We start from the raw sequence: 17,001 nt of genomic DNA, 5'->3' as shown, positions 1-17,001 counted from the left end.
TTCGTTATTGCTTGGTTATTGCTTATTTAATGCTTAGTTATTACTTGGTCATACTCCGGTCATTTTTCCACATATCCTGGATACTCCTGCCTCACCCTATATCTCACTAATATCATCCTCTATCTTCCCCGCGTCTTTCCTAAATCTGTTTACTTCTCCTGCGTCTATTCTCCATCTTCATCGTCCGCCTGAATCCGCAACTCTCCGCCCCCCGGAACATCGGCCGCCTGCAGAATAATCGCACCCTTCTTCCCGTTGTAGGCCCAGCCCTCCACGCCTTCATTCAGCTGTTCGAGGCTGATCTCCTCAAGTCCGTCCACCGCAGCCACGGTGAAGAAAGGATAACATAGCGCAAACCGCAGCATCTCCCGGCGCGGCTTATAATCATGCACACCATACACCCATTGCAGCACCAGACCGCCTTCGGTACCCGTAGCCTGCACAGCAAGCTCCGTATATTGCCCCTTACGGTACCCGAAGCTGTGCCCGTCGTCCTCATACAGCTTGAATGCCGCCGAGAACCCCTTGGCAGCTTCCGCCCCGTACAGATGGAAGATGACCGTCTCTTCCGTGTCCTCCAGCGCATACTGCTTCAACGGACCTTCGGCCGTGAAGCTGCCCGCCTTCACATACATCGGCATGATGTGCAGCGGCGCTGCTGCGAGGATATGACGTCCGCCTTCATGAATCTCCCCATCCCAATAATCAATCCAGCAGCCTTCCGGCAGGTAGACCGAGCGGTGATCTGTATCCGGGCGGTAGACCGGGGCAATCAGCACATTGTCGCCCAGCAGGAACTGGTCGCACAGATTCGTCACATGAGGGTCCCGCGGATACTCAAGAATAAGCGGACGGATCACAGGCAGCCCGCTCGTCTCCGCCTCATGAAACAGATTGTACAAATGCGGCATCCAGCGGTACCTCAGTCCGATGAATTCGCGCAGAATCCCCTCCACCTCTTCACCGAAGGACCAAGGCTCCTGGCGCAGCGTTCCGATGGAAGAATGATTGCGGCAGTATGGGAAAAACACGCCCATTTGCGTCCAGCGCACCAGCAGCTGTGCGGACGTATGATGGGCGAACCCGCCGATATCCGGCCCGGAGAACGCCAGTCCCGACAGTCCCATATTGAGCACCATCGGCATCGCCATCGCCATATGCTCCCAGAAGCTGCGGTTATCCCCGGTCCATACGGCTGCATACCGCTGGATGCCCGCATAACCGGCCCGGGTTAGCACAAAAGGCCGCTCGCCCCCCATATGCTCGGCAAGCCCCTCATACGTGGCTTTGGACATCATCATGCCGTACAGATTGTGGTATTCCTCATGGGTAACCGGACGTCCGTTGTTGAAATGCATCACATCGAGATCCATCGTCTTGGTCTCATTGAAGACCGCCGGCTCGTTCATGTCATTCCAGATCCCCTGGATGCCGAGGTCCGTGTAGTACTTATGCAAATCGCCCCACCACTCGGCGGTCCGGCTGTCGCTGAAATCGGGAAATGCGCTGATCCCCGGCCAGACCTCGCCGAAGAAGATATCCCCCTCCAGGCGGCGGCAGAAATGCTTCTCCAGCACACCTTGCTTGTACACCTCGTATTTGGGGTCTTTTTTGACTCCGGGATCCACAATGGGCACGATCCGCACGCCCAGCTCCCCGAGCTCTGAGATCATTTTCTGCGGATCAGGGAAGTTGACGGGGTCAAAGGTGAATACGCGGTACTCGTCCATATAATGGATATCAAGATAAATGACGTCGCACGGAATGTTCTTCTCACGGAAGGTACGGGCAAGCTGCAGCACCTCCTGCTGGTTCATATAGCTGTAGCGCGACTGGTGGTAGCCGATCGCCCATTTGGGCGGAAGCGCTATTCTGCCGGTGAGCGAGGTGTATCTTCGGACAACATCCTTCATCTCAGGCCCGTTAATGAAATAAATGTCGTATTCCCCTGTAGAGCAGCCAATGGTAAAAGCAACGCCATGCGAACGCATGTCGAAATCGCTCCGGCCCGTGTTGTCCAGAAATAACCCGTAGGAGAGATCGCCGTGCATGTGAATAAGCAGCGGAATAGATTCGTAGAGCGCCTCAATCTCCGGCAGATGCGGGGCAAACACATCGGTATTCCAGTTCGTATAACGCTCCCCGCGTTTATCAAGGAAGCTCGACTTCTCACCCAGTCCGTAAAAATGCGAATCCGGCTGCATATCATACTCCGCATGGCTGGCGCCGCGCGGGTTCCAGCTGGTCAGATTCTGCTGCATAATCACCTTGCCTGAGGTATTCTCCACACGGAGAAGGAACGATGATTTCTCGATAATCAGCCGGATGGCGCTCGTCGTGAAGATCAGCTGCTCCTCCGTCTCATCCACAGGAAACAGATGCGGGATACAGCTCTCATTCATCACCGCCTGCGATGTGGTCAGATCGGGCACCCTTCCATGAAAGACTTTCATCCGGAACATATCATCACTCAAAAAGATTAAGACAACCCCGGCACATTCCCCGCGGCAGATATAGACATTCTCCGAACGTTCCCAGGAAACCACGCTGCCCGGGGTGTTCCAGGTCTCCTTCATCACCAGTGGTCCCATCTTCTCGGGGCGTATCGCCTCGCTGCTCTCCATGCCTCATGTCCCCCTTCGGCTATTGCCTGCTTGTTCATTCACGTATTCCCGTATTAGCACTTCTTCTCTACATATTACCCCGGGCTTGCGGAATACTATCCGCAAATTTTATGACTTGTTGGTCATTTTTTTGCCGGAGATAGTCTTAATTGCCGTGAATGCGGGTATATTCTATGTAGGCCAAGGATGGGCACATACTAAATAACCTAAACTTAGGGAGTGACAAGAACATGAGAAGAAGCAACCCTTATAAGTGGTGGAATCTGCTGCTGTACCTCGGCGTAATTGCCGTCAATACGCTGTCGGTAACGCTGCCGCTTGGCGGGAACAGTACCGGAGAAATTTCGGACAGGTATCATACTTACATTACCCCGGCCGGCTACGCATTCTCTATCTGGTCTCTGATTTACCTGCTGCTTGCCGGGTTCATTATTTATCAGTTCCGCAGGGATACCGGAGGAAGGGATTCCGTGCAGAGTATAGGCATCTGGTTCATGCTCAGCTGTATATTTAATATGGGCTGGCTGGTCCTCTGGCATTATTTGTACATTGAGCTGTCGCTGGTTGTCATGGTGCTTATGCTGATTTCACTGATCGTAATCTACCGCCGCACCCGCAGCATCACGGCCCCCACCTCGGGCGAGAAATGGCTGGTTAGACTGCCCTTCAGCATATATCTCGGCTGGATCTCCGTAGCCACCATCGTTAATGTAAGCATCGTACTGGAGAAGAATAACTGGGACGGCTTCGGGCTAAGCGGTTCGCTCTGGGCTGTGATCATGCTCTGTGTGGGGGCAGTGCTCGCTGTTATTGTGAGCTTCCCTCACCGGGACAGCATCTATCCGCTCGTCTTCGTCTGGGCCTTCATTGCCATTGCCATCGAACAGAAGGATACAGATAATATTTTCTTCACCGGACTGATTGCCGCTGGACTTCTGCTGCTCTACAGCATCTGGCTGCTGCTGACCCCGCCGCGTAACCGCAGCAGATATTAACGATATCGGTGAAAAGACATAAGGCTGCCCCCTCTTGCAAAGAGGCGGGGCAGCCTTTATCATTACTATCCGTTCTGTGCAGCTGCTTATCAGATCAAACCAGACGGCAGCTGGCGTTCCAGCCAGTTCTCCATATACTCTGCAACCTCTTTCCAGCCCGGCTCGGCAATAATCCAATGGCTCCGGCCGGCAAACTCCTTGTATTCGGTCACCGCTCCCGAGTTCTGATTGTAGAAGCCGAAGTTTTTGCGCACCATCTTTGCAGGTATGATCCGGTCCAGCTCGCCGGCAATCATGAGCAGCGGCCCGCGGTCACCGTTGTCATAATTGACCGCTGCCGGTGACTTGGCAGAGAATGGTGCGGCGGCTGCCTGGAAGAAGATCCGTGATGTCTCCGGCACCACATGCTCCCGGTATGCCTGCTCCTGCTCAGCTTTGGGCATATTATGAACGAAGCCGTACTTGAATTCCTTCGGGTTCATCAGGAAGGTTTTCTTCCAGGGGGCCAGGAAGATGCGGGCAATGGTCCGGGTAGTTGTCGGGTAAGCCGCCGCGACGATCCCTTTGGTGCCTGCAGAATCAATCGCTATTCCGGCCAGGCCCAGATTACGGTCCATCAGGAGCTGGGTCAGGGCTCCGCCGAAGGAATGGCCGATGATAACCGGCTTCTGCGGCAGGGTGCGGATGATTCTGGCATAATGCTCAACCAGCTCCTCTAAGCCAATTTTCCCCAATTGGCCGGAAGAATCACTCTTCAGCTCAGCGGCTTTCGTTTCATGATAAGGCCAGGCTGGTGCAAGTACCGGAAACCCCTGGCTGCTGAAATAGGCCATCAGTGTTTCAAAGCTCTTAGGGGTTACAAACGCACCGTGGATAAAAATTAGGGTTGGTTTTGTCATTATAAACATCTCCTTTGTTTTTACCTACTAGTAGGTAGGTTTATATGAAAAAAATATGATCTCACTCTAATTTTCTCACTCTAATTTCCTCAATCTAATTTCCTCACTCTAATTTCCTCAATCTATATGTTATGCCTTACGGCTTATATCTTTGTATGAAGCTCGTTCTGCTTTACCCGTCACCCTGCCGCTTCAAGTATATGACGGGTATCTTTAACTGGACTTACTTTGCCGGGCTAATCTGATGCAGCAATCCGCTTTTGATCATCCGGAATTGCCCTACATCATTAAATGTCCGTGCAGCAAGCATTCCGCCGTGGATGCCTGCCAGTATTCCATGAGCCATTTCTTCATCCGATACGTCAGCAGTTGTATATTGCAGCGGCACCTTGCTCTCCTGGAGCAGCTTCATGAACCAGTCTGTCAGCTCCTGAAAATGCGCCTTAATCTCACTGCGGACCTCTTCCGGGAGAATCGGAATTTCCGACGCCAGCAATGCACAGAGACATATATCTGTTGCCTGCGCCTCCAGGCAGACCTCCCAATAGTTCAAATATTGAGTCAGCTTCTCCTGCGGATCACCTTCCATCCCGTCCAGCAAGGCCAGATTGGATTTAATCTGCTGCCGGTAACGGCCTACTACACTCTGCACCAGATTAGCCTTGGAAGGAAAATGGTAGTGGATGCTTGCCTTCTGAATCCCGATCTCCCCTGCAATATCCGCATAGCTGAAAGCACTGTACCCCCTCTCAAGAATAAAATGGTTGGCCACATTCATGATGTCATCGGCTCTGCTCATTTCCTTCACCTCTTGATTCGAGTATACCTACTAGTAGGTAGAATGTCAACAACTTCAATAATTTTTTCTATTCCACACCCATCCGCAACAAAAATCCCACGCACCTGCAAAGAGGTACATGGGATTCGGCCCGGCATTTCGGGTTCTATCTTCAGTAAAGCTTATTTCTTGCGTGCTACCGCTTCAATCTCAACAAGCGCATCCTTCGGCAGACGTGCAACTTCGACTGCGCTGCGGGCCGGATAAGGCTCTGTAAAGAAAGTAGCGTAAACTTCATTAACCGCTGCGAAGTCATTCATATCCTTCAGATATACCGTTGTTTTCACTACATGCTCCATGGAAGCGCCGGCTTCTTCAAGAATGGCCTTCACATTGCTAAGCGACTGGCGTGCCTGCTCCTGCACATTGTCTGCCAGTGCAGCCGTTTCCGGGTCCATGCCCAGCTGGCCGGAAGTGTAGACCCAATTGCCGGCCATGATTGCCTGGCTGTAAGGTCCGATGGCACCCGGGGCTTTGCTCGTTGCTACCTGCTTTTTACTCATGTCTCGTTCCTCCTGCTTGCTGTACGCGGCCTGCGGACCGCTATGTACATATCATTTATGTCTCATTGTAAGTCCTGAGGTCTGTTTATTGCAAACCCGCTGTTATCTAGTGCTTGCCGATTACATGAATCACTTCATTGGTATAAATATGCACGCCGCCTGTATCGGCAAGGGCAATATTCTTCATCGCCCGGGCCACCTTGGCCGCAGGGATGGCCCGGTACTTCGCAGCTTTGCCGACCATGGCGAAGTCCAGACCCTTCATGATCACGGAAGCCACACGTTCCCCCAGTCTGAATTCCTCCCGGTCGCCGAGCAGCTGGGAGGGCCGGAACAGATGCAGACCGTGGAATCCGGCCGCAATCAGCCCGTCCTCCACCCGACCCTTGGTACGGGTATAGAAGTTGCGTGATTTCGCGTTCGCGCCTATCGAAGACACCGCTAGGAACTGCTTCACGCCAGACGCTTTGGCAATAGCGGCGGCGGCAAGCGGATACTCCAGATCCACCTTCTCGAATTGCTCCTGTGAACCCGCCTTCTTAATCGTGGTTCCCAGACAGCAGAATACCGCATACACTCCTGCGAACTGTTCCTTATATTGCCCAAGCTGATCCCAGTCGATCTGGATCTGCCTGAGCTTCGCATGCTGCAGCTTCAGCGGCCGGCGGACAAGCACGCGGACCTCATCCCAGTCACCATTCAGTAAATCCTCCGTCAGGGCACTGCCCACCAGACCCGTAGCTCCCAGTACTAACGCAATTCTTGTCACCCTGATTGCCTCCCTTTCTTCAGATCCTCTTATTACTCATCCCGCAAAATACGCCGGCCCAGCAGCAGCGCCAAAGTGATCATCAGCGTCCCTACCACAAGCTGCATGCCGTACACCTGCGTCCATTCGGGCCAATGCTTAATCCATTCATAGATCCGGCCGCCCAGCAGCGGACCGAAAAAGGCTGCCAGACCTGTAAGTGCCGCATACATAGCCATATACATCGGCCGTTCCTTCTTCGGCGTATCCCCGATAATGAAGTTGAAGGCCAGCTGGTTGAAGCCCCCCACGCCCATGCCAAATACAATATGCGCGGCAAACAGAACCGGCAGCATCGGCAATACGGACAGCAGGCCCCACATCAGCGAGGAGACTGCGATAATCGGCAGCGTCCAGAGCAGCAGCCGTTTGTTGCTGTACTTGGCGTTCAGGTTGCCCCATACATAGAAGCTGCCCATCATGAAGATCGTCTGTGATACATTCAGCAGCGAGAGCTTCTCATAATTAATATGAAGCAGCTGCAGCATTACATAGGAATACAGCGGAACGGTCAAATTCTGCAGCAGCAGCCACGCGGCCAGGAACAGCGTAGATTTCATAAACAGCTTATCGTGAAGCGGTTTCTTAAACATCGGCAGAAAATCTGTCTCTTCTGATTTCTCAAACGGTACATCAGGATAGAAGAAGAATACAACAACGTTCAAAATCGAGAAAACCCACACGATAATATACAGGATAAGGAAGCCGTGCCCGCCCGGATAGCGGTCCAGAATAATGCCGCCTCCGTACATTACCAGACTTCCCAGCGCATTAAGCAAGGTATTACGGATGCCGAAATAACGGCCTCTGACCCGTGCCGGTACCAGATCGCTGATAACAGAACTCCACAGCACACCGCCTGCTGTATTAGCAATGAAAGCGATTGTATACATAACTATGAAAGCGGTAACCCAATACTCTTGCGGAAAGATGAACGGCACAAGGCCGGTAGATCCCCAGAGCAGTCTGTGCAGTCCGATAAAAGTAACCATTGCCCATTTACGGCTCGGCAGCTTCTGGATCAGGAAAGCTACGCCAATCTGCGCTACATTCACCAGGGTGGTAAGCGCCAGGACAAATCCGATCTGGCTGGAGCTCGCCCCTAGATATAACAGAAAGCCTGTCAGGAACTGCCCTTGCAGCAGCACCTGAAAGATAGTGGCTGGTATCCCCTCAAAGGTAGCAATCTGCAGATTCTTGCGATGTATCGAGGCCTTGCGGACGTCCCTGTAGCGGTTCCGCAGCGGCCGGTTTCTCATGATGTTCATGGGGTGATGACACTCCTTTGATGCGGCTTTTGCTTCATTCTACTCCGCATCAATCTCCTGTCAATACACCGATATCACAAATAAAGTTGGAGCCCGGAATCTACCCATTCTCAGGGGTTAAAGCGGCAAATACAGGGAGAATAAGCTTCCCTGTCCCTCGCGGCTGTGCAAAGTAATGAACCCGCCAAGCAGTCTGGCCAGATCATTACTGATCGACAAGCCCAGCCCTGTTCCGCCGTACTTGCGGCTGATGTTCGTATCCGCCTGCTCAAACGCTTCGAAGATCAGATCATGCTTCTCCGGCGGAATGCCAATTCCGGTATCCTGCACCTCAAAGGCGACCCATTTCCGCGAGGAAAGGCCCTCTTGCTGTTCCACTACGCGCACATTCAGCGATACACCGCCTGTCATAGTGAATTTGAAGGCATTCGAGAGCAGATTGCGGAGAATTTGCTGCACCCGCTGGGGATCCGTATAGATAACCCCCGGCATTTCTGTATCCAGGGAAATATCGAAGGCAAGCTGCTTCTGTTTGGCCACTACACTGAACTGCTGAAGGAGCAGATCAGGAATCTCACTGACATTGAAATCTTCATGAACGATATCCAATTTCCCGGCTTCTACCTTGGACAAGTCCAGAATATCATTAATAAGCGAGAGCAGATCTTCACCCGAGCGGTGAATGATCCCGCCGTATTCTGCCAGCTCTTCCACACTCAGTTCATCTTCGCTTTCTTCAATTAGCTGGGACAGGTTAATGATACTGTTAAGCGGTGTTCTCAGCTCATGGGACATATTGGCCAGGAACTCCGACTTGAACTGCGAGGCAAGCATCAGCTGTTTGGCCCTCTCCTCCAGCACGATTTTATTCTTATGAAGCTCCTCCGTCTGCTCTGACAAAAGCTCATTGGCACGTACGATTTGTCCGGTGCGCATCAGATCCAGCTGGAAGTCGCGGATGATCAGCGCAAACAGTACGCTGAGAGCAAAGCCTGCCGGGAACGTGACCGGCAGAATATCCGTTATGTATTCCTGCGCCGGGATAACTCCAAATACCGTAATATTCAACGCATTCACTACATTTACCACCAGGACAGCAATCAGTCCCTTTTGGATCACAGAGGCAGAAGAACGCTGCATCCAGAGGCTCAGGCCAGCGCAGACGAAGCCCAGGATAGATAAATTCAGCACGCCTACCACAGCTGCTTCGGTAACCCCGAAGGTCAACCGCGTAAGCCCGGTGCCGACACCAATAATGATAAGAACCAGAGGCTGGGGATAAGCCAGTGTAGAAATAATAAGCGGCACAAACCGCAGGTCAAAAATCACATGCTCGTCCAGCCTGTATCCGAAAATTGTACTTACCCACCCGGCGAAGATCGCGAGCAGGACCCAGCTTACTTTTTTCACAGGTTCAGAAGCATAGGTCACCGTATGTTTGTATATTAAGTTTGCCAGATAAGATAATGTAATCAGCAAAGCTGTGTTCACAAAAAAGATTTTTACATATTCCATAGCCTCACTCCTGGAACAAAAATAAGATAACAACGATTATTATTTATAGTATCATAGAGAAATGAAATCATGAAACCGCAGTGATGTTGCATATGTATAGGAAGTAGGATTTTTCGCAATCTCCCTTGTGCATGCTTACAGAAGAAGAGCGCAAATCAGATGCGATTTGCGCTCTTCTTCTGCGGCGAGAACCAGTGCAGCCTTGCCTTCCACCGCCTTGTGGGTACGGAAGCTCTGCCTATGCCGCCAAGCTGTATAACAGGTGCCTCATTCAGATCACATTCGGCCGGTGTCCATGTCTCTGCTTCCGGCAGCATATAGTACCGGGGGTGATAAGTACAGAGGGTCTCTCCTTGCTGTGTAAGCACCCGATTATCATTTATCTCAATAATCCTGCCTGTGACGACGCGGGAATGATTCATAGACATCCGCCTCTCCCTGCATAGATGATGATCTGATCTGAGGCCTTATTCATTTATTTAGCTGCGGATCGACTGCTCCCAGTTGCGGTACTCCGCCTCTGCATCATCCTTCGAATGGCCGTAACGCTCCTGCAGCTTGCCTACCAGTTTATCTTTTTCGCCAGCTATCACATCGAGGTCATCATCGGTCAGTTTGCCCCATTGCTTCTTGGCTTCACCTTTGATCTGCAGCCATTTTCCTTTTAGCACATTATTGTCCACTACAAGCTCATCTCCTTAGTTGTCGATTAATGTATGGCACAAGCTTATAATTCCTAGTGAAATATTACCCTTTAGCCCTTTGAATGAATCGAACCCCCCGGACAGGCCCCTATAACGGGACAGCAACGCAAAGCGCAAAGAAAGTCATAGTTTGTCACATAATAGTCTTTTAAAAAGCTGTTCATATATTTTAAAATTTGATATACTTCAGAAGTAAATTTATTTATCATTTAAGTGATTATTTTCACATGAGTATTCTTCAGCTTGTGCTAGAATGCCATCGAACAAGAAACGAGATAATTAAATTTTTTCTTATTGTCTGCCGATATATGTCGTATGGCTGCTACAAAAAGGGACCTTAGACCGATTTCAAAGTGACAAATGTCATTTATAAAGTGATTTTTATCACTTCCAAATACTATTAAAATGTTTTACATTTTAATATATATATTTTAAACTATTTTCTTGGAGGTCATATCAAAATGAAAAAAGCTTCTGTAATCTTGTCGAGCGCCCTGGTACTTGGCACTTTACTCGCGGGTTGTGGCAACAACAACAATGCGGGCAACGCTGCTGCAACTACTGCACCTGCTGCTGCGACCGCTGCTCCTGCTGACGCAACAACTGCTCCGGCAGCTGACGCTGGAACAGAAACAGGCAAATACCAAGACGGCACCTACTACGGAACAGTTGATGTTGATGCAGAAACTGGCTGGCAGACATTCGTTCTGCTAACTGTAGAAGGCGGCAAAATCACCAAAGCTGACTGGAATGCTTTCAATACCAAAACAGCCGGCGATCTGAAGAAAAAAGTATCTGAAGACGGCAACTACGGCTTGGTTAAAATTGGCGGCGCTCAATCCGAATGGCACGAGCAAGCAGCTAAAGCTGAAGCTTTCCTGATTGAAAAACAAGATCCGGCAGCACTCGCTTTCGATGCTGAAGGACATACTGATGCTGTATCCGGCGTATCTGTACATGTTAGTGACTTCGTAGGCGCTGCTCAAGCTGCTCTTGCTGCTGGTCCAGTACAAGTTGGCCCTTACAAAGACGGCGGTTACAAAGCTGAAGGCGAAATGGATGCTGAATCCGGCTGGAAATCCACTGTAGCTATATCCGTTGCAGGCGGCAACATCGTAGCTGTTAATTTCAGCGGCGTGAATGCTGCAGGCGATGATAAGAAACAATATTCTGTAGACGGTAAGTATGGAATGAAAGCTGGCGGTGCTTCTGCTGAATGGCACGAAGAAATCGCTCTTGCTGAGAAATACTTCCTTGAAAATAAAGGCGCAGCTCCTACCCTGGATGCTGAAGGCAAAACAGATGCAATTTCCGGCGTATCTATCCACGTTGGTGAATATTTCACACTTGCAGAAAAAGCACTTGAAGGCGCGAAATAATTATTCGCTATCCTTTTGCAGCTAATCAGACGAATGAGGTGAGTTTCTCTTGAAGAAAATAGTCATTTTGGGCGGCGGCTACGGCGGCGTACTCACGGCTAAGAAACTGGCAAAGAAATTTAAGAACGACAAAGATGTAGAAATCAAACTGATCGACCGAAATCCATACCACACTCTCTTGACTGAGCTGCATGAGGTTTCTGCGAATCGCGCACCTGAGGATTCGATCAAAATTGACTTAAAGAAAATCTTTGCCGGCCTGAAAGTAGATGTTGTTCTCGACGAAATCAGCAATATCGATTTCAAGAGCAAGAAGCTGAAATCCGACAAAGCTACCTATGCTTATGATTACCTGGTAATCGGCACAGGAAGCAAACCAACCTTCTTCGGAATTCCCGGAGCTGAAGAGAATACCTTCTCCTTCTGGTCTTACGACGATGCCGTTGCTCTGAAGCGTCAAATCCGCGACATGTACACCAAAGCTGCGAAGGAAAAGAATGCGGCCGTACGCCGTTCCATGCTGACCTTCGTAATCATCGGTGCCGGCTTCACTGGCGTCGAGCTGGTTGGTGAAATGGCTGAGCAGCGTGAAGAACTGTGTAAGGAATTCTTCATTGATCCTTCTGAAGTAAGACTGATTGTGGCTGATATGGCTCCGAAGATTCTGCCTATCCTTCCAGAGAAGCTGATCCAGAAAGCCGAAGCTCGCCTGCGCAAGCTGAATGTAGAAATCGTTACCGGCGCCAAAATCACCGAAGTAGGCACAGGCTCTGTAGCCCTCGGTGAGAAAAACATCGTGGATGCTCAGACCATCGTCTGGACTGCCGGTGTTGAAGGCTCCGAAATCGTTGGCAGTCTTGATGTTCAGCAGCAAGGCCGCAAACGTATTGTTACGAATGAACACCTTGAAAGTGTTGACCATAAGAACGTATACGTTGTAGGGGATAACATCTTCTTCATCCCTGAAGGCGAAGAGCGTCCGGTTCCGCAAATGGTTGAGAATGCTGAGCAAGCTGCACCTGTTATCGCAAACAATATTACTGCCGATATCAAGGGCACGCCTAAAAAAGCTTACAAACCAGGATTCCACGGTACCATGGTTTCGATCGGCAGCCGCTACGGTGTAGCGAACGTTGGTCTTCCTGGCAAGTTCTTCATGCTGACCGGCTTCATGGCTATGCTGTCCAAACATTTCATCAATATGTTCTACCTGTCCCAGGTTGTAGGCTTCAACAAAGTATGGACTTATATGATGCACGAGTTCTTCCATGTTGAGAACCGCAAGAGCTTTGTCGGCGGATACTTCTCCAAGCGCTCGCCGAACTTCTGGCTCGTTCCGCTCCGTATGCTCTTGGGTGGTATGTGGCTATATGAAGGTATAGAGAAGATCAGAAAAATTTGGGTTGATCCCAATAAGATTTTCCTGATTCCTGCAGCTCCTTATGCAGACGCCACTTCAGCTGCCAGTGTAGCTGTTGATGCCGTCAAAACCACCGTAGATGCCCAATCTGCCGCTTCCGCAGTATCCACTGCCAAAGAAGCAGTATCGGCTCTGCCGGTTCCAGGTTTCATCTACGATATCTCTAACTGGTTCATGGATCTTATGTTCTACAACCCGGACGGTTCTTACACCTTCCTGGCTAAATGGTTCCAAATCGGCATGGTTTGTGCCGAAATCGTCTTCGGTGTTATGCTTATCGTTGGTTTGTTCACTGCTATTTCTTCCCTGGCTACTATAGGTATGGCGGTCATGATCTGGACCACCAAGATGGCAGCCACAGAAATGCTCTGGTACGTTGCGGCAGCTATTGCCTGCATCGGCGGATCCGGCAGCGTGTTCGGTCTGGATTACTATGTTCTTCCTTGGCTCAAGAAGCAGTGGAAGAAGATACCCCTCGTCCGGCGCTGGTATCTGTTTACCGACTGATCTTACGGGTAACTTCTTAAGTAAGTGCATACTAACTTATTACAGTAGCAGCGCACGCACATGCTGCGTTGCTACAAGCTGAATATGCTGTTCTTAAGAGTAATGTGTCCCTAGGACACATTACTCTCCTTGTTTAATAAGGTGAAAGCACATATTCGTGTAAATTTGCAACAGAATGGTTTTGTAGGGATAATCAGGGCTTGGTTTCTTCCGGCAAAACCGACAAGAAGGAGAGAATCTTGTGAACAAAAAACTCATTGAAGATACGTTCCGGATGCTTCAGGCTGAAATGTCCCCGATCGCCGGAATACGATTGTCTCTCTCTCCGGCAGAATGTGAGCAGCTGCTCTCGGTACTGGAACGCCATGATCTGGAATATGACCGCAAAGTCCATTTGCTAGGTATTTATACCATTCTTACCGTGGCTGCACAGCGCCATATGGAATGTGTCCCACATCATCCTGAGCTGACCCGCAACATTTTGGATGGAGATTACCTATACAGCTTTTACCTGCAGTTTGCAGTGAAATGCCGGGAGCTAGATCTGGTTGCATATTTGGCTCCCTCAATCAAAAAAATGCAAATCGGACGTTCAAATGGAGATTTCACGGAACACAATCCGGCCCAGGGGTTTGATGAATTCCTCATTCAGGAGCGCAGACAGCGAAGCCGCACAAGCAAAGCCATTTGACAGGTGGGAACACAAAAGATGAAGCTGCATGAGGCCTTGAATATTGATCTGAATGAAATTAACCGCGAAATTAAGAATTTGGTGACCCGCGATAAGGATGTACCCAAAAAGTCACAGCTGGCGCAGAGCATTCTTGAACTGATCGGCTCCGGCGGCAAACGGCTACGCCCGCTGATGGTCATTGTCGGCAGCCGTTTCGGACGCAAGCCGGCCGTACGCAGAACACTGCAATTATCCGCAGCCGCTGAATTCATCCACGTTGCCTCATTGATTCATGATGATATTATTGACGACGCCGAGCTGCGGCGGGGCGAGCCTGCGCTGCATACCAAGACCGGCATCTTATCTGCTGTGCATATCGGCAACTATATGTCCGCCCGCGTTATCGAGCTGCTAAGCAAGTATTCGGGTGACAAGAACCGTTATGTTCACGATTTATCTTCCGTGGCCACTGCCCAGCTATGTCTGGGAGAATACCAGCAAATGGAGCATGCCTTCGATTATGACCTTACGCTGGAGCAGTACCTGGAGAAATCACTGAACAAAACAGCGCTGCTGATGGCTACCTGCCTGCGGGTAGGTGCACTATCCACAGAAAGCACCGAAGACGTCGCCGATCTTCTATACAATTTCGGCGAATCGCTCGGCATGTCATTCCAGATTCAGGATGACATTCTCGACTTCACGCAGTCGGCGGATGTGCTCGGCAAGCCCGCAGGCAGCGACCTACGCCACGGCCAGGTTACCTTGCCTGTACTCTTCGCCCTGCAGGACCCTGAGCTTGCTCCTGTCATCCGCCGGATTGGCCCCTCTTCTTCTTCCGAAGAGGTCGCGCATGTACTGGAACTGGTTAAGAACAGCGGCGCTCTGGCCCGCACAGAAGCTGTCAGCCAGGACTACCTGTCCAAGGCTGCAGCGATCGTGCAGCAGCTCTCCAGCTTCCCGGCGCATGCCGATCTGGAAACACTGCTGCAGTATTTCGCCGGCCGTGACCACTGAGCCGGAGCTGCCATCCGTGCAGCCGGTTAGCAACTGCACACTTTCTAAATTCCTGCTAAACGGGCCCTTTGGGGCTCGTTTTTTTTGCTTTATGCGAGCCCCCGCCTATATCCCGCTGATTTTTTCGAAAATCCTGCACAGAATACAACATTTCCCTCATAAACTGGGCCTTAAACTAAAATTGTTGTACAAACTGCAGCATTTCTCCTCTTCAGAGCCGCTTAACGGAACAATTGTTGTATTTCATACAACAATCTGTCCGAACACCCCTTTATCGTTGAATCAGAGTTGTAATACGTACAACATTATGCCCGTACAGATTTACACAGGTACTTTATGGAGACCAAAACTATAGAAGAACCTAATAGGTAGGATTCATTCGTGTTTTTTGATGGATTCTACTGTACGGCGTGCACCAGAAATAGTTAAGCCGGGCATTAATTCTACCCGTTTGATGTTGCTAATCAAGCGAACGCAGCAAAGCGAACGTGAGCGTGTTTAGCTTAGTGGTTTGCTTTTTAGGTTTGCTTTTTAGGTTTGCTCTTGTGGGTTGTCCCTTGGGGGGTTATTCTTGGGGGTGTCTCTTGGGGGTGTCTCACGGAAGCAAAAAGAAAAGCGCGAAGCCTAAGCTTGTCGCGCTCTTTGCCGCCCGCCCCGCTGGGTAGGCTTGTTGTCTTTTTGAAGTTAATCTTGCCTGGGGAGAGGTTAGGACTGAACGGAGAGGAATTTTGGAACTGGAGAAGCGTCAGCGTTCGCCTGAAAGCTTTCCGTAGGAAAGCTCGCATCGGAAGCATATGCTAAGCTCGGATTCCTACCGCTCACAGCGGTTCTAATCAGGGAATCTGAGCTTAACAGCGATCGGAGGTCCAAATATTCCGCGCAGTGCAGCATCCTAACCTCTCTCGCTTTCCAGCGCCGGCCAGCCGCCAGCCGCCCCCACAGCGCCCCCGCAAACTAGCTAACGTAAAAATAATCAATCAGCGTACACAGCAATATCACCATACTGATCACCTGATTCAAATTATAAGAAGCCACCTTCATCATCTTACGGTTCGAAGGCTTGATGATCTTGTGCTCTGTCATCAGCAGCAGTGTAGCAATCCCGATACCGACCAGATACATCCAGCCGAGATCACGCCAGAGGTACAGGAAGAGCAGCAGCATAATCATAATGAAATGCAGACCCTTGGAGATCCGCAGGGCGTTCTCCAGTCCGAAGAAGCTCGGAATGGACCATAAGCCATTTTTCCGGTCGAAATCAATGTCCTGGGTTCCGTAAATGATATCAAATCCGGCGATCCAGAGCATCACCACAGTTCCGATAACGAATGGCGTAAAGGCAATATTCCCCGTTACAGCAAACCAGGCTCCGATGGGAGCTGAAGCAATCACGAAGCCCAGATACAGATGGCTCAGGAAAGTAAAGCGTTTCGTATACGAATAGGTCGAGATCAGCACGATGGCCACCGGCGACAGGAGCAGGCAGAGCAGATTCAGCATCCCGGATGCGACAATAAACAGCGCATAGTTGATAATGATGAACAGGATGACTTCCTTCTCAGCAAGCAGACGCTGCGGCAGATGCCGGTGTGCTGTACGCGGATTATTGCCGTCAAAGGTACGGTCCACCAGGCGGTTGAACGCATTGGCCCCGTTGCGCGCGCCGATTAGAGCGATCAGCCCCCACAGCATCATATGGCCGGAAGGCCAGCCTCCCGCCGCCCATACCATCGAGATGATGGCAAAAGGCAGGGAGAATAGCGTATGGGAGAACATGACCAGCTCGCTGAACATTTTCAATTTAAGTGCCGTATGCTTAAAAGCATTAATGATAACCATAATGTTGTGCCT

Annotated in this window: 15 protein-coding genes; 5 read left to right on the top strand and 10 right to left on the bottom strand. The window is 50.5% G+C overall.

Annotated features, from left to right (window positions below; all coding sequences use genetic code 11):
* Positions 1 to 164: 164 nt before the first annotated feature.
* The gene (locus tag PBOR_RS02625; RefSeq protein WP_042210314.1) at positions 165 to 2,624 is read right to left on the bottom strand and encodes a glycoside hydrolase family 31 protein; all 2,460 of its coding nucleotides are present in this window, start codon (positions 2,622 to 2,624) and stop codon (positions 165 to 167) included.
* Positions 2,625 to 2,854: 230 nt separating this feature from the next.
* On the opposite strand from PBOR_RS02625, the gene PBOR_RS02620 reads away from it, so the two are divergent.
* The gene (locus PBOR_RS02620; RefSeq protein ID WP_042210312.1) at positions 2,855 to 3,619 is read left to right on the top strand and encodes a TspO-related membrane protein; all 765 of its coding nucleotides are present in this window, start codon (positions 2,855 to 2,857) and stop codon (positions 3,617 to 3,619) included.
* Between the two features lie 89 nt (positions 3,620 to 3,708).
* On the opposite strand, the gene PBOR_RS02615 is transcribed toward PBOR_RS02620, so the two are convergent.
* The 8 genes from PBOR_RS02615 to PBOR_RS02580 all read right to left on the bottom strand — a co-directional run bounded on the left by PBOR_RS02615 (position 3,709) and on the right by PBOR_RS02580 (position 10,133).
* Positions 3,709 to 4,518 carry an alpha/beta hydrolase gene (locus PBOR_RS02615; RefSeq protein WP_042210310.1) on the bottom strand — a complete coding sequence of 270 codons (810 nt, stop codon included), beginning with the start codon at positions 4,516 to 4,518 and terminating at the stop codon, positions 3,709 to 3,711.
* A 223-nt stretch (positions 4,519 to 4,741) separates the two neighbouring features.
* Entirely contained in the window at positions 4,742 to 5,317 is a 576-nt protein-coding gene (locus tag PBOR_RS02610; protein WP_042210308.1) for a TetR/AcrR family transcriptional regulator, read from the bottom strand.
* A 161-nt stretch (positions 5,318 to 5,478) separates the two neighbouring features.
* Complete coding sequence (locus PBOR_RS02605; protein WP_042210307.1) at positions 5,479 to 5,859, bottom strand: RidA family protein; 381 nt, start codon at positions 5,857 to 5,859, stop codon at positions 5,479 to 5,481.
* Between the two features lie 106 nt (positions 5,860 to 5,965).
* Positions 5,966 to 6,628 (bottom strand): NAD(P)H-binding protein, encoded by a 663-nt coding sequence (locus tag PBOR_RS02600; protein WP_042210306.1) that lies wholly within the window; start codon positions 6,626 to 6,628, stop codon positions 5,966 to 5,968.
* Between the two features lie 32 nt (positions 6,629 to 6,660).
* Positions 6,661 to 7,935, bottom strand: a complete 1,275-nt coding sequence (locus PBOR_RS02595; protein WP_042210305.1) for an MFS transporter — start codon at positions 7,933 to 7,935, stop codon at positions 6,661 to 6,663.
* A gap of 117 nt (positions 7,936 to 8,052) precedes the next feature.
* A complete protein-coding gene (locus PBOR_RS02590; RefSeq protein WP_042210303.1) occupies positions 8,053 to 9,450 on the bottom strand; it encodes an ATP-binding protein in 1,398 nt (465 codons plus the stop codon).
* A 155-nt stretch (positions 9,451 to 9,605) separates the two neighbouring features.
* A complete protein-coding gene (locus tag PBOR_RS02585) occupies positions 9,606 to 9,872 on the bottom strand; it encodes a hypothetical protein (protein WP_042210301.1) in 267 nt (88 codons plus the stop codon).
* 57 nt (positions 9,873 to 9,929) lie between these two features.
* On the bottom strand, positions 9,930 to 10,133 hold the full coding sequence (locus PBOR_RS02580) for a CsbD family protein (protein WP_042210300.1): 204 nt from the start codon (positions 10,131 to 10,133) through the stop codon (positions 9,930 to 9,932).
* A 482-nt stretch (positions 10,134 to 10,615) separates the two neighbouring features.
* On the opposite strand from PBOR_RS02580, the gene PBOR_RS02575 reads away from it, so the two are divergent.
* The 4 genes from PBOR_RS02575 to PBOR_RS02560 all read left to right on the top strand — a co-directional run bounded on the left by PBOR_RS02575 (position 10,616) and on the right by PBOR_RS02560 (position 15,150).
* A complete protein-coding gene (locus PBOR_RS02575; RefSeq protein ID WP_042210298.1) occupies positions 10,616 to 11,533 on the top strand; it encodes a hypothetical protein in 918 nt (305 codons plus the stop codon).
* Between the two features lie 49 nt (positions 11,534 to 11,582).
* On the top strand, positions 11,583 to 13,460 hold the full coding sequence (locus PBOR_RS02570) for an FAD-dependent oxidoreductase (RefSeq protein ID WP_042210297.1): 1,878 nt from the start codon (positions 11,583 to 11,585) through the stop codon (positions 13,458 to 13,460).
* A gap of 241 nt (positions 13,461 to 13,701) precedes the next feature.
* Positions 13,702 to 14,151: a hypothetical protein gene (locus tag PBOR_RS02565; protein ID WP_042210295.1), complete on the top strand. Its 450-nt coding sequence runs from the start codon at positions 13,702 to 13,704 to the stop codon at positions 14,149 to 14,151.
* Positions 14,152 to 14,169: 18 nt separating this feature from the next.
* A complete protein-coding gene (locus PBOR_RS02560) occupies positions 14,170 to 15,150 on the top strand; it encodes a polyprenyl synthetase family protein (protein WP_042210293.1) in 981 nt (326 codons plus the stop codon).
* Positions 15,151 to 16,104: 954 nt separating this feature from the next.
* Here PBOR_RS02560 and PBOR_RS02555 read toward each other — a convergent pair.
* Positions 16,105 to 16,989: a UbiA-like polyprenyltransferase gene (locus PBOR_RS02555; protein WP_042210291.1), complete on the bottom strand. Its 885-nt coding sequence runs from the start codon at positions 16,987 to 16,989 to the stop codon at positions 16,105 to 16,107.
* Between the last annotated feature and the right edge of the window lie 12 nt (positions 16,990 to 17,001).

Origin of the sequence: Paenibacillus borealis, assembly GCF_000758665.1 — a bacterium.
GTDB classification, from domain to species: Bacteria; Bacillota; Bacilli; order Paenibacillales; family Paenibacillaceae; genus Paenibacillus_AQ; species Paenibacillus_AQ borealis.
This window is presented reverse-complemented; position numbering and strand designations above follow the sequence as displayed.